The 12,307-nt window shown below is 54.2% G+C and carries 11 protein-coding genes; 3 read left to right on the top strand and 8 right to left on the bottom strand.

The genetic code is table 11. The annotated features are described in order from the left end of the window. Entirely contained in the window at positions 1-1,293 is a 1,293-nt protein-coding gene (locus tag C511_RS0106115; protein ID WP_024996108.1) for a bifunctional folylpolyglutamate synthase/dihydrofolate synthase, read from the top strand. A gap of 30 nt (positions 1,294-1,323) precedes the next feature. Further along, positions 1,324-1,698 carry a RidA family protein gene (locus C511_RS0106110; protein ID WP_024996109.1) on the top strand — a complete coding sequence of 125 codons (375 nt, stop codon included), beginning with the start codon at positions 1,324-1,326 and terminating at the stop codon, positions 1,696-1,698. Between the two features lie 72 nt (positions 1,699-1,770). On the opposite strand, the gene C511_RS0106105 is transcribed toward C511_RS0106110, so the two are convergent. The 6 genes from C511_RS0106105 to dnaN all read right to left on the bottom strand — a co-directional run bounded on the left by C511_RS0106105 (position 1,771) and on the right by dnaN (position 9,186). Beyond that, entirely contained in the window at positions 1,771-3,474 is a 1,704-nt protein-coding gene (locus C511_RS0106105; protein ID WP_024996110.1) for a tetratricopeptide repeat protein, read from the bottom strand. Between the two features lie 25 nt (positions 3,475-3,499). Then, positions 3,500-4,246: a 23S rRNA (guanosine(2251)-2'-O)-methyltransferase RlmB gene (gene rlmB, locus C511_RS0106100; protein ID WP_024996111.1), complete on the bottom strand. Its 747-nt coding sequence runs from the start codon at positions 4,244-4,246 to the stop codon at positions 3,500-3,502. Further along, the gene (recN, locus tag C511_RS0106095) at positions 4,239-5,927 is read right to left on the bottom strand and encodes a DNA repair protein RecN (RefSeq protein ID WP_024996112.1); all 1,689 of its coding nucleotides are present in this window, start codon (positions 5,925-5,927) and stop codon (positions 4,239-4,241) included. Before recN ends, rlmB begins: the two co-directional genes overlap by 8 nt. A 6-nt stretch (positions 5,928-5,933) precedes the next feature. Further along, a complete protein-coding gene (gene coaBC, locus C511_RS0106090; protein ID WP_034781777.1) occupies positions 5,934-7,193 on the bottom strand; it encodes a bifunctional phosphopantothenoylcysteine decarboxylase/phosphopantothenate--cysteine ligase CoaBC in 1,260 nt (419 codons plus the stop codon). Positions 7,194-7,210: 17 nt separating this feature from the next. Further along, positions 7,211-7,981 carry a 3'-5' exonuclease gene (locus tag C511_RS0106085; protein ID WP_024996113.1) on the bottom strand — a complete coding sequence of 257 codons (771 nt, stop codon included), beginning with the start codon at positions 7,979-7,981 and terminating at the stop codon, positions 7,211-7,213. Between the two features lie 80 nt (positions 7,982-8,061). After that, complete coding sequence (gene dnaN, locus C511_RS0106080) at positions 8,062-9,186, bottom strand: DNA polymerase III subunit beta (RefSeq protein ID WP_024996114.1); 1,125 nt, start codon at positions 9,184-9,186, stop codon at positions 8,062-8,064. A 196-nt stretch (positions 9,187-9,382) separates the two neighbouring features. On the opposite strand from dnaN, the gene C511_RS0106070 reads away from it, so the two are divergent. Then, on the top strand, positions 9,383-9,754 hold the full coding sequence (locus C511_RS0106070) for a DUF3127 domain-containing protein (RefSeq protein WP_024996115.1): 372 nt from the start codon (positions 9,383-9,385) through the stop codon (positions 9,752-9,754). Positions 9,755-9,848: 94 nt separating this feature from the next. On the opposite strand, the gene C511_RS0106065 is transcribed toward C511_RS0106070, so the two are convergent. Together C511_RS0106065 and C511_RS0106060 are read right to left on the bottom strand one after the other, a co-directional pair. Further along, complete coding sequence (locus C511_RS0106065) at positions 9,849-11,471, bottom strand: DUF3352 domain-containing protein (RefSeq protein WP_024996116.1); 1,623 nt, start codon at positions 11,469-11,471, stop codon at positions 9,849-9,851. Between the two features lie 73 nt (positions 11,472-11,544). Further along, positions 11,545-12,306 carry an MBL fold metallo-hydrolase gene (locus C511_RS0106060; RefSeq protein WP_034781774.1) on the bottom strand — a complete coding sequence of 254 codons (762 nt, stop codon included), beginning with the start codon at positions 12,304-12,306 and terminating at the stop codon, positions 11,545-11,547. Position 12,307 lies beyond the last annotated feature (1 nt).

The following is a 12,307-nucleotide window of genomic DNA, read 5'->3' as shown; positions in this document are numbered from 1 at the left end:
ATGAATTATAAAGATACATTGGAGTATTTGTACAACGTGGCACCTATGTTTCAGCAAGTGGGCGGAAAGGCGTATAAGGAAGGATTAGATAACTCAATAAAGCTGGATGCTTACTTTGGACAGCCGCACAAAAAGTTCCGGAGCATTCATGTGGCGGGCACCAACGGTAAGGGGTCGTGCTCGCATACGCTGGCGGCCATTTTGCAGGCGGCGGGTTACCGGGTGGGTTTGTACACCTCACCGCACCTGGTGGACTTTCGGGAACGCATCCGGGTGGACGGGGTACGGGTACCTCAGGAGTATGTGGTGAAGTTCGTGGAGGAGGAACGGGGGTTCTTTGAACCGTTGCATCCGTCGTTCTTTGAGCTGACCACGGCCATGGCGATGCGCTACTTTGCCGATGAGCGGGTAGACGTGGCGGTGATCGAGGTGGGCATGGGCGGCCGACTGGACTGTACCAATATCATTAAGCCTTGCATGGGTGTGATTACTAACATCGGCATGGATCATACGCATTATCTGGGTGATACGCTGGAGAAGATTGCCGCCGAGAAAGCGGGAATCATCAAGGCGGGTGTGCCTGTGGTGGTGGGTGAAGTGCTGCCGCAAACGCGCCCGGTTTTCGAGGCGAAGGCGGCGGAGATGAAGGCTCCTCTCCTCTTTGCGGAGGAGTTGCCGCTACTGGAGGATGCCGCAAGGGGTGCCGACGGGGTGTGGAACTACCACACGAAAGACTATGGCTTGCTGCTGGGTGAGTTGCAGGGATTGTATCAGGTGAAGAACACGCGTACGATTCTGGCGGCGCTCTCGCTGATGGAGAATGCCGGACTGGAGGTGAACGCGGATGCGGTAAAGAAGGGTTTTGCCCGCGTGTGCGAGATGACGGGGCTCATGGGCCGCTGGCAGGTGACGGGCACGGAACCGAAGGTGGTGTGTGACACGGGTCATAATGCCGACGGGGTGCGCCTGGTGTGTGAGCAGCTGGCTACGGAACGTTTCCGGAAGTTGCATGTGGTATGGGGCATGTGTGCCGACAAGGATGTGCCGGGTATTCTACGCTTGCTACCCGCCGATGCGGTGTATTACTTTACGCAGGCGTCTGTGAAGCGGGCGTTGCCTGCTCAGGAGTTGATGACGCAGGGTGTGTCGGTAGGGTTACAGGGTAGCTGCTATGCGGATGTGCCTGCTGCCGTACAGGCGGCACTGGATGTGGCTGCCGCAGACGACCTGGTGTTCATAGGCGGAAGCAGCTTCGTAGTGGCCGACTGGCTGGCTGCCAGGGAGAAGAAATAAGGATGGTGTAATATAAAAACATAGAATAGGATGAAGAAAGTTATCAGCAGTCCGCTGGCTCCTGCAGCTATCGGACCTTACAGTCAGGCTACCGAGGCGGCCGGACTGGTATTTGTATCGGGACAGCTTCCCATTGATGCTGCCACGGGTGACATGCCCGAAGGTATTGAAGCGCAGGCGCGCCAGTCGCTTCTGAACATTCAGCACATTCTGGAGGCTGCCGGACTTACCATGAGTCACATTGTGAAAACAACTGTTTACCTGCAGGACATGAGTCTATTTGGCAGCATGAACGCTGTATATGCCACTTTCTTTGAAGGTGATTACCCGGCTCGTGCGGCGTTCGCCGTGAAGGCATTACCCAAAGATGCTTTGGTAGAGATTGAGTGTATAGCTGCACGGTAATAGTGCAAATACCTTATAACAAAAAAGGCTGCCTGAATGGTAGCCTTTTTTTGTTTATGTATAAACTGCGGTTTATTTGCAATGTTTCTCAATCAAGGCATCGACAGCGGTGTCGCCCAGTTCTTTGGCTTTGGCAAAGTTGGCACAGGCTTCTTTGTCTTGTTTGAGTTGCAGCTGGCAGATGCCTTTGAGGCGGTAGCCTTCACCGTATTTGGGATCGATAGCTAAGGCTGCATCGGCCGACTTGATGGCGTCTTCAAAGCGTGCCACGCGGAGGTTGATCACTGTTTGCTCGGCGTAGTAGCTTACTTCTTTGGGATTGAGTTCAATGGCTTTGGCGATGTCATTGAGTGCCCGCTGAAACTGTTTGCCTTTGAAGGCGGCCTGTTCACGGTAATAATAGAACACGTCGTTGACACTGCCTGCCAGTGTTTCGTAATAGGTGTCGTAATCCGTCAGCGCGGGACGATACATTTCAGCATCCATGTACACGCGGGCACGCTCCAGCAGATAGGGTGCAGTCTCGGCAGTGAAGGGTTTCACGCAACGGTTGACGCAGCTGTCCATCAGGGCAACGACTTCTTTGATATCGGCACCTGCCAGTTCTTTGGCTTTGGCAGCACTGTAGAAGCTAGCCGGTGAAGCAAGGGCGGTACGGGTAACACGCAGATAAGCTTGCGATGCGGCAGCGTACTGCTGAGCAGCAAAGAGGATGTCGCCCTCGAGCTGGATGTAGACAGGCAAGCTGTCGATGGCCTGTGCAGCAGTTATTTCTTTCAGCGCACGATCATAGGTCCAGTCGCGGTAGGTTTCTTTGGGCTTGGATAGCTGATAGCTGTAGATAAGGCGGGCGATGTTGTAATGCACATCGTCTTTCTTATTGCTTACGCGAAGGGCTTGTTCCATATCGGCCGTTGCTTTGTCGAACTGTGCGGGGTTCTCCGCTCCCTGAGCGGCATAGTAGCCGGCACGACGGAGGTAGCCGTCGGCATTGGAGGGATAGCGCGCCACAAATTCGTTGAGCAGGGATTCGTATTCGCTCTGGGGCAACACGCTGGATGCCATGAAGAGGTAAACGAGTGCCTGGTCTTCGACTTCGGGCAGGGCTTTGCGGATGTGGATGCTGGTCAGCGCCAGGTCGTTGAGCGACAGCGGACCGACGTTCTGTGCCAGTGCGAAACCGGCACCCACGGCATAGCTGATGGAAACGGTGTCTTGTCCGGATGACTTTTGTGCCAGTCCGATGACTTGTCCGTCGGCATTCATCACGGGACAGCTCACCATCTTTTCTTTCAGCGGCAAGCTGAGTGTGTAGTAGTGGTGGCTACCGCCGATGGTGGTGACTTCCTTGACCTGCCCTGCCGTCACGCTACCGTTCTTCTGGGTGGAGTAAGGCAAGAGGTAGACCGGTGCGGCAGCTGCCGGTGCCGAGGTGGCCACGGTCAGCGCAGCGATCTTCTTGGCGGGTGCCACACGGAATTTCACCACATCGTATATGCTATTGGCACCGAGGATGGCCTCCACCGGCAGCTGACGGCCGTCGGCATCGATCACCACGGCACGATAGGCGTCTTTGAACAAGGTATAGTCCGACAGGCCGGTACCCGACTCGCTGACGAAGAATCCGTTGCCGGTGCGAAGTATCTTATCTTCCTGGTCATAGGTAATAACGGAGAAGACGGCCTTACGGGCTTTCTCCGCCCATTTGGGTGTTTGTGCCGCAGCCCATTGGGCCAGCAGTACGAAAACGAGTGATAGTAGAATGTTCTTTCTCATGTTTTTCGGAAATATAGCTAGTTAATTATTCCTGAGTGTGACGTTGCTTGACGGCCTCGTAAATGAGGATGCCGGCGGCAACGGATACGTTGAGCGACTCGATGGTGCCCAGCATGGGGATTTTCACCCATTCGTCGCACAAGGCCAGGTGGTCGTAAGACACACCGGTGTCTTCGGCTCCCATGATGATGCACAGCGGACCGGTGTAATCGGCCTTGGAGTACTCGTAATCACCTTTCTCGGTGGCTGCCACAATGCGGAAGCCGCTGTCTTTGAGGTATTGCAGGGTGGTGCGCAGGCTTTGTTCCCGGCATACCGGCAGGGTGTGAAGGGCTCCGGCGGAGGTTTTCACGGCATCGGCGTTGACCGTTACGCTGCCACGGGCGGGGATGATGACGGCATCTACACCGGCACACTCGCAAGTACGGGCTATGGCACCGAAGTTACGCACATCGGTAATGCCGTCGAGCATCACGAAGAACGGGTTCTTGCCTTCTTCGTAAAGGAAGGGAACCAGTTGTTCGGTTTTCTGGTACGTCACGGAAGAAACGAAGGCGATAACGCCCTGGTGGTTCTTGCGGGTGACGCGGTTGATGCGTTCAACCGGTACGCGCTGAACGGGAATCAGCGTGCCTTTGAGGGCTGCGAAAAGCTCCTTGGAAAGGTCGCTCTGTATGTCTTTTTTTACCAGGATCTTATCGATCTCTTTTCCTGCCTGTATGGCTTCGATAACGGCGCGGGCACCGAATATCATTTCACTTTTATCATCCATTCTTTTTCTTGTTTTTAGTGGGTTGCAGTTGGAGCAAAGCTCGTGCGTTGTTGAGCGCTGCCTCCGTCAGGGTGGCGCCGCTCAGCATGTGTGCCAGTTCTTCTACCCGCTCCTCGGCAGTGAGCAGGCGAATGTGGCTGTTGGTTTCGGTATCGTTGTCTTCTTTGTACACCTTGTAATGAGCAGCCCCGCGGGCGGCTATCTGCGGCAGGTGGGTGATGCTGATGACCTGACGGTTGGCAGCGCCCATCTCGTGCATGATGTCGGCCATGCGGTCGGCTATCTCGCCGGAAACTCCGGTATCGATCTCATCGAACACAATGGTAGGCAGTTGCACGGCACCGGCTATCATGGCCTTTACGGAGAGCATGACGCGCGCGATTTCACCTCCCGATGCCACGGAGGTGATGTTTTGAAGCTGCCCGTTCTTGTTGGCCGAGAAGAGGAAGGTGACGGTGTCTTGTCCCGACGGACCTACTTCTTTGCGCTGACCCAGTTCCACCCGGAAGCGGACGTTGGGCATGCCGAGCAGGGCCAGGCGGGAGGCCATCTCCTGCTCTGCCGCAGCGGCTACGGGACGGCGGCTTTCGGTGAGTTCTCCGGCAAGTCGGATCACTTCCTGACGAAGCGTTTCGCAACTTTCGGTGAGCGTGGCTATCTCTTCGTCGAGCGAGGTAATGCCGGTGAGGCGGTTGCGGAATTCATCCGCCAGCGCCATGAGTTCGCCCACGGTAGACACGCGGTGTTTTTGTTGCAGCGTATAAAGGAGGTTGAGCCGGGTGTTGACCTCGTCGAGCCTCACGGGGTTGAACCCGATCTTCTCGTTTTGCAGGGCCAACTCCTGCGCAATGTCTTTGAGTTCGATGTAACTGCTCTCGGCACGCTGCGCCAGTTCCTGCAACGATGCGTGGTAACGGCTCACCGAGCGAAGCGAGGTGTAGCCTTCTTTGAGCGCGGGCAGCAGTCCGCCTTCATCGCCCAGCAAGAGTTGCTCGGCTTTGTAGAGCGCTCCCTTGATTTCCTCGGCGTGCGAAAGGGTTTCGGCTTCCTGTTCCAGCTCTTCCTGTTCGTCGGCCTGCAGGGCTGCCTCATCGAGCTGTTGCAGCTGGAAGCGCACGAACTCTTCGTCGGCCTTGCTTTGTGCCGCCTGTTCGATGAGCTCTTGCAAGCGACGGGTGTGTTGTTTCCAGGCTTGGTAACACTCGCGGTACTGCGACAGCAGGTGGTCGTTGTGTGCCAGGATGTCGATGAAGTTGAGCTGGAAGCCTTCCTGGTTGAGCAGCAGGTTCTGGTGCTGCGAATGCACGTCGATGAGCTGTTCGCCCAGTTCTTTCATTTGCGACAGGGAGGCCGGCGTATCATTGATAAAAGCACGGCTCTTGCCCGAGGCGTAGACTTCACGGCGCAGGATGCATTCGGGTTCATACTCCAGTTCATGGTGAGCAAAGAACGGTTGCATGCCGTAGGCCGAGACGTCGAAACGTGCCTCGATGATGCATTTGGAAGCTCCGGTGCGGAGCGACTTCACATCCGCCCGTTGTCCGAGCAGCAAGCCGATGGCTCCGAGTATGATGGATTTTCCGGCACCGGTTTCGCCGGTAATCACGGAAAAGCCTGACATGAAACGGATGTCGAGCTTTTCAATCAATGCGTAGTTCTGTATGAATAGCGATTGTAACATGGCTGGTTAGGCATTGGTTGAGTTTGAAATACACTCCGCCAGGCGGTCGACAATATCGGCTGCCACCTCGCTCTTTTGTTTGAGCGGATAGGCGGTGCCGCCTGTGCGGTCGATCAGGGTTATTTTATTGGTATCGTGACGGAAACCCGCTCCCTCATCGGTGAGCGAGTTAAGCACGATGAAATCAAAGTTCTTGCGTTGCAGCTTGCTCTGGGCATGCTGTTCGCCGTCATGGGTTTCGAGTGCGAAGCCAACCAGCACCTGGTGCGGTTGTTTCACCTCGCCGAGCGAAGCGGCAATGTCCGTAGTGGGCCTGAGGCGAAGCAACAGCTCGTCGCCCTCGCGCTTGATTTTCTGCGTGGCAGTGGTGACGGGTGTAAAATCGGCCACGGCAGCACAGAGAATGGCGGCATCAGAAGCGGGGAAAGCGGCTTGTGCTTCGCGGCACATCTCCTCGGCCGACTCCACATTGATGCGGCGAATACCGGGGTGGTTGAGCGACAGCTGCACCGGTCCGGCGATGAGTGTGACCTCCGCTCCGCGACGGGCACATTCCTCGGCCAGGGCGAAGCCCATCTTTCCGGAAGAGTAATTGCCTACAAAGCGCACGGGGTCAATCTTTTCATACGTGGGCCCCGCCGTGATCATTATTTTTTTTTTAGCCAGCGAAGCGTTGGCTGCACCGGTAGTCTCTGCCGAAGAAGTTGGCACGGCGCCGTTGGCAAAGTATGCCTCGAGCACTGCCACGATGTTGTCGGGTTCTTCCATGCGCCCCTTCCCCACCAGGTGGCTGGCCAGCTCGCCCGTTCCCGGTTCGATGATGTGGTTGCCATACGAGCGGAGAATGTTCAGGTTTTGCTGCGTGGAAGGATGGGCAAACATGTCGAGGTCCATGGCAGGTGCCACGAACACGGGTGCCTTGGCCGACAGGTAGGTGGTGATGAGCATGTTATCGGCTATGCCGTGCGCCATTTTACCAATGGTGGCGGCGGTAGCCGGTGCGATGAGCATGGCATCTGCCCACAGGCCGAGGTCGACGTGGCTGTTCCACGTACCGTCTCGCTGTGCAAAGAATTCACTGATAACCGGTTTGCTGGTGAGAGCCGACAGGGTGATGGGTGTGATAAATTCTTTTCCTGCCGGAGTGATAACAACCTGCACCTCGGCACCGCGCTTGATCAGTGCACGGATGATGTAGCAGGCTTTATAAGCTGCAATGCTGCCGGTGATGCCCAGCACTATTTTTTTTCCTTGTAAAGAGTTCATCTCGATGTATTTGGTTACTATCTGGCGGTAAGCTCACGAAGTCTGATCTTGGTAAGCATCGCCTTGGTGTTAAGCGTAAAATCACTGTTGAGAATCCAGCTGTAATAGCCCGGGTCTCTTTTCAGAACCTCGGAAACAGACTCGCCTTTGTACTTGCCGAAGTTGAAAACCTCTACCCCTTTGTCATCATAGACCATGCGACCGGCGAAATCGACGTTGCGGTTGTAGCTGGATATTTCGGCCAGGAAAGCCATGTCGTTCTGCAGTTCCGGATACCGGTCGAGCTGCGACATAAGCACTTCATACGTGGCACGGGTATCGGCCTCGGCGGTGTGCGCATCTTCGAGCGTGCGTCCGCAGTAGAACTTATAGGCAGCCGAAAGGGTGCGTTGTTCCATCTTGTGGAAGATGACCTGCACATCGATAAACTTGCGTTTGGTCATGTCGATATCGACGTCGGCACGAAGGAACTCTTCTGCCAGCAAAGGGATATCGAAACGGTTGGAGTTGAATCCGGCCAGGTCGCATCCCTCAATGTCACGGGCGATGTTCTTGGCCACCATGCGGAACGTGGGACAGTCGGCCACATCGGCATCGTAAATACCGTGAATGGCTGACGACTCTTCGGGGATGTGCATTTCGGGGTTGATGCGAAGGGTTTTGGATTCTTCGTTTCCGTTGGGATGTACTTTGAGGTAACAGATTTCAACGATGCGATCTGTATTGATGTTCACTCCTGTTGTTTCCAGATCAAAAAAGACAATGGGATTCTTTAAATTTAATTTCATGAAGGATGTGTTTCAGCAAAACAAAACCGGCCTTTGTCATACGAGGACAACAAAAGAGCCGGCTGTTTGCAGGGGTTTGTTTAATCGTTCAGCATCATAGGCATGAGCAGCATGAGCAAATCTTCGTTCTCGGCCTGCTCAACCGGAATGATAACGCCGGCGCGCGAAGGATCGGCCAACTCTACCACCACCTCGTTTGCCGAGATGTTGTTGAGGATGTCGATGAGGAACGTTGATTTAAAGCCGATGCTCATGGGACTGCCTGCATACTGGCATACCTGGCTCTCTTCCGCAGAGGTAGAGAAGTCGATGTCTTGTGCCGAGATAACCACGAGGTTCTCTTGCACGCGAAGCTTAATCAGACTACTGGCCTGGTTAGAGAAGATGGACACACGACGAAGGGCGCCGAGCAGCTGTGCACGGTCGACCGTAATTTTATGCGGGTTGTTCTGCGGAATCACCGAGTTGTAGTTGGGATAACGGCCTTCGATGAGACGGCATACCATGCGGTAGTGTTCCAGTGTGAAGACAGCGTTGCGCTCGTCGAACTCGATCACTACGTTTTGTGCCTCGCGGGGAAGCAGGTTCTTAAGCAGGTTGGCCGGTTTCTTAGGCAGGATGAATGCAGCACGCTCGTTGCCTTTGGCAGCAAGTGTTTTGCAGCGTACGAGCTTGTGCCCGTCGGACGCCACCATGGTGATGTCTTCCGTGGTGATATCGAAGTAGATACCATTCATCACGGGACGGAGTTCATCATCTGCCGTGGCGAACAGGGTGCGGTTGATACCACCCAGCATAACCGAAGCGGCAATGTCTACCCGAACAGCATTGTCGGCCAGAGCCACCGTGCGCGGATATTCATCGGCATTTTGGCCCATAAGGCTGTATTTACCGTTGGTGTACTGAATCAGGATCTCGAAAGTATCTGTGTTGACCTGGAACGTAAGCGGTTGTTCGGGCAGTTCCTTCAACGCATCGAGCAAGGTCTTCGCAGTAACGGCAAAAGAGCCGTCCGCATCGCTTTCATTGACCTCGATGGTGGTATCCATGGTTGTTTCGCCATCGGATACGGTAACGGACAATGTTCCGTCTTCAAGCCGGAACAGAAAACAATCAAGAATGGGCAGCGCGTTTTTTGAATTTATCACGCGGCTGATGGCCTGTAAATGGCTGGATAACGCAGTACTTGAAACGATAAATTTCATATATTTCTTTTTAGAGTTTTTATTTTTTTATTTAAAGTTTTGCCTGAAAAACGCCTCCATTATCAGGGAGGGGCTTGTATTCTACAAAGTTAGCAAAAGATTGCGGGAGTACAAAAAAACTATGAGAAAAAACAGCAACCATTGGTTTTGTTAAACAGAAAGTATTAACTTCGCCGGCAAAATAGAAAAAATTACAATGGATTTTACAGGAAAAATAATTGCCGTACTCGCGCCCAAAGGTGGAGTCTCTAAAGTAGGAAACGAATGGAAGTCGCAGGAATATGTGATTGAAAACCATGATCAATATCCGAAGAAGATGTGTTTTGAGGTTTTTGGAGCTGAAAAAATCGATCAGTTTGCCATACAGTTAGGCGAAGAGCTGACCGTGTCATTCGACATTGATGCCCGCCAATGGCAAGACAGATGGTTTAACAGTATTCGTGCATGGAAAGTGGAACGTGTTGCTGCCGGAGCACCCCAGCAAGTAGGTTCTCCGTTGCCTCCTCCTCCCCCTTCGGCTATGCCCGACTTTATTTCAGGCGACACCAAGGACGATCTTCCTTTCTAAAAGCCAAAGGTTATTTATTTGAACAAAAGAGCAGGGATTCAGCACAAGAGTCCCTGCTCTTTTGCTTGGTACGTACCGGAATTATTCAACAATGCTAACCGCCTTTGTAGAGTAAGGCGAGGTGTGGTTCCACTTCTCCGTCGGCACAGGTAAACTGAACCGAGAGCACGAAGTGCGAGAAGTAGTCGGCATGCTTGAAAAAGAACGACGGCAGGGTGCGCACGTAGGCAGCCGGTTGGCGGAACACATCGGCCAGATCGGCCATGAGCATGTACTGATAAGAGGGTGCCATGCCCGACACTGCCTCTTCGTAGGCTGTTTTTCCCCGGAGAACTTCTTTCCTGAGCATGAATTCAATGTAGGCGGAAAGGCTCCTGACATCGGGTGCCCAGAACATGCGGTTGTCATAGAAGCAGACAACGGGGTTTAATCCGGGACGGGTGATGCCGGTAAACCGGGCAAAGAGTGTGGTGCGCGGCAAGCGCCAGCATACCACATTTTGTTGTTGCACACGGAGGTACATCCGACTTGGTAGCAGCTGACCGAGGGTATCTGCCGGCAACGAGGTAATCCACTCGCGGAAGCTTTGCTGTGCAGGGGCCATGTCGTTGATGGGTATGGCCATGACCGCACACGGATCGGCCAAGGTATCGGGAGCGTGGAAAAGAGCTGTGGTGAGCGCTTTGCCGGCGTACTGACTGAGGTAGCCGAACAACTCATCGTCACGCTGCTGCACGTAGGATACGGAGCTGTCGCCCCGGAAGTCCCACCCCGACGAATAACGATGCAGCGCCGGGAGGTCGGAGATGGAACGGCGACTGAACATGAAGGTAGATGCCGGCAGGAAAGCACCGGGAAAACTGTCGACTGCCTGCTGTGTGCGCAGGGTGTGCAGGAAGGTGAAAGCCGTATCCGCCACTGCAGTATTGCCCGACAAGAAGAGCGACTCGCTGTTGAAAGCAAAATCGAGCCCTACCCACCCGCTCAGCAAGGCAGAAGGACGGCGACTGTCGGCCAGATTCCCCATGGAAGTGGGCAGCATGCGCACGTAAAGTTTAGCCGGACGGTTGCTGCTCTTCCCGTTGTACACCCCCCGAAAGCCCTTTTCATCGAGCAGGTTGTGCCCCGATATTTCGGTGTCGATGACCGACTCGATGAGGTGTTTCTGGTAGCTGATAACCAGGAAGCGACTGGTGAGGTAGACGGCCAGAAAGTTGCCGTCGGTAAGCGGATAAATCCTTATTTTATGTCCGCGGTACAAAGCTGTCTTCGGCGGGTACTGGCCCGACACATACTTACCCACGAAGCGGTTGACCAGGTTGCGGTCGGTCTGACTCAGCAGGCAATAGAGTACCTGTTCGCCCCCGTTCTCGCCCCCGTGAAAGCTAATGATGACCTTGTTCATCTCCTCACTGAGTCCGTGAGCCGTTTCACCGTCGAGCGAGGCATAGTTGGCACGCACCAGTGCGAACAGAGGAGACACACCGGGTTGCACACCGTTGCGGGTACTGCTCATGCCATTGAGTCCTTCGATGAAGCCCGTCATGTCATCCGTCTCGAAAACGGCTGTGGCATCGGCCGGCACCAACGTATACAGATCAACCTTCCCCCCTTTTTCAATAGCAGTGAGGCGGAAGTAGGAGTACAAGGCAAACCCTGTACAAAGCAGCACTATGGAGGCCGTAACGGCTATTCTGATTAGTAAACGAGGTTTCATGGTAAACTGAATATAATACAGTCACCACAAACATATACATTTTTTTGGAATTATTAAAAAAAGACTGCCAAAATCAGAAAAGAATTTCTTGTCCGTCATACGCCAGGTGCACGTGTGGCGGCAACTGTTGGCTCATGGGTTCGTGCAATCCGAAATGATGGCTCATGTGAATGAGATACGTTTCCTCCGCTCCGATGCGTTGGGCTGCCTGCAACGCTTGCTCCAGTGTTTGGTGCGTGTGGTGCGGCTTGATGCGGAGCGCATTGACAAAGAGCAGTTTGAGGCCGTGTAGTTGCTCGTACGACTCCTCGGGCATGGTAAGCATGTCTGTGATGTAAGCCATGGAGCCGATGCGGTAGCCCAGGATGGGCAGTTTGCCGTGCATGACGCGCAACGGGAGTATTTCCGTAGGGCCTACCGAGAAAGCTTGTCCGGCTTCTATTTCACGAAGAGCGATTTCGGGAACACCGGGATATTTGTGTTCGGCAAAGCAATAAGGCATGCGCGTGCGCAGTCCGTGAGCCGTATGTTTCTCGGCATAGAGCGTGATTTCACCAAAGCGGCAGAAAGGACGCAAGTCGTCAATGCCCCCTACGTGATCGTAATGTTCATGAGTAATCAATACCCCGTCGATCTGCCGGAAAGGCAAGTGGATAACCTGTTCGCGGAAGTCGGGACCGCAGTCGATCAGCAGGCGGGTTTCACCTGTTTCCACCAGCACGGAGGCGCGCAAACGGCGGTCGTGCGGGTCGGCAGAACAACACACTTCGCAGGTGCACCCCACTTCGGGTACACCGGTGGAAGTTCCGCTGCCTAATACTCGAACCAAAGACATA

The sequence above is a fragment of the Bacteroides graminisolvens DSM 19988 = JCM 15093 genome (genome assembly GCF_000428125.1).
Lineage (GTDB): Bacteria > Bacteroidota > Bacteroidia > Bacteroidales > Bacteroidaceae > Bacteroides > Bacteroides graminisolvens.
The sequence above is the reverse complement of the archived record's forward strand: the minus strand, read 5'-3'. Positions and strand labels throughout refer to the sequence as shown.

What these genes read in the sequence shown, in the direction of transcription:
- C511_RS0106115 (WP_024996108.1), top strand. Translation starts at nt 1, where the DNA reads ATGAATTATAAAGATACATTGGAGTATTTGTACAACGTGGCACCTATG.
- C511_RS0106110 (WP_024996109.1), top strand. Translation starts at nt 1,324, where the DNA reads ATGAAGAAAGTTATCAGCAGTCCGCTGGCTCCTGCAGCTATCGGACCT.
- C511_RS0106105 (WP_024996110.1), bottom strand. Translation starts at nt 3,474, where the DNA reads ATGAGAAAGAACATTCTACTATCACTCGTTTTCGTACTGCTGGCCCAA.
- rlmB (WP_024996111.1), bottom strand. Translation starts at nt 4,246, where the DNA reads ATGGATGATAAAAGTGAAATGATATTCGGTGCCCGCGCCGTTATCGAA.
- recN (WP_024996112.1), bottom strand. Translation starts at nt 5,927, where the DNA reads ATGTTACAATCGCTATTCATACAGAACTACGCATTGATTGAAAAGCTC.
- coaBC (WP_034781777.1), bottom strand. Translation starts at nt 7,193, where the DNA reads ATGAACTCTTTACAAGGAAAAAAAATAGTGCTGGGCATCACCGGCAGC.
- C511_RS0106085 (WP_024996113.1), bottom strand. Translation starts at nt 7,981, where the DNA reads ATGAAATTAAATTTAAAGAATCCCATTGTCTTTTTTGATCTGGAAACA.
- dnaN (WP_024996114.1), bottom strand. Translation starts at nt 9,186, where the DNA reads ATGAAATTTATCGTTTCAAGTACTGCGTTATCCAGCCATTTACAGGCC.
- C511_RS0106070 (WP_024996115.1), top strand. Translation starts at nt 9,383, where the DNA reads ATGGATTTTACAGGAAAAATAATTGCCGTACTCGCGCCCAAAGGTGGA.
- C511_RS0106065 (WP_024996116.1), bottom strand. Translation starts at nt 11,471, where the DNA reads ATGAAACCTCGTTTACTAATCAGAATAGCCGTTACGGCCTCCATAGTG.
- C511_RS0106060 (WP_034781774.1), bottom strand. Translation starts at nt 12,306, where the DNA reads ATGTCTTTGGTTCGAGTATTAGGCAGCGGAACTTCCACCGGTGTACCC.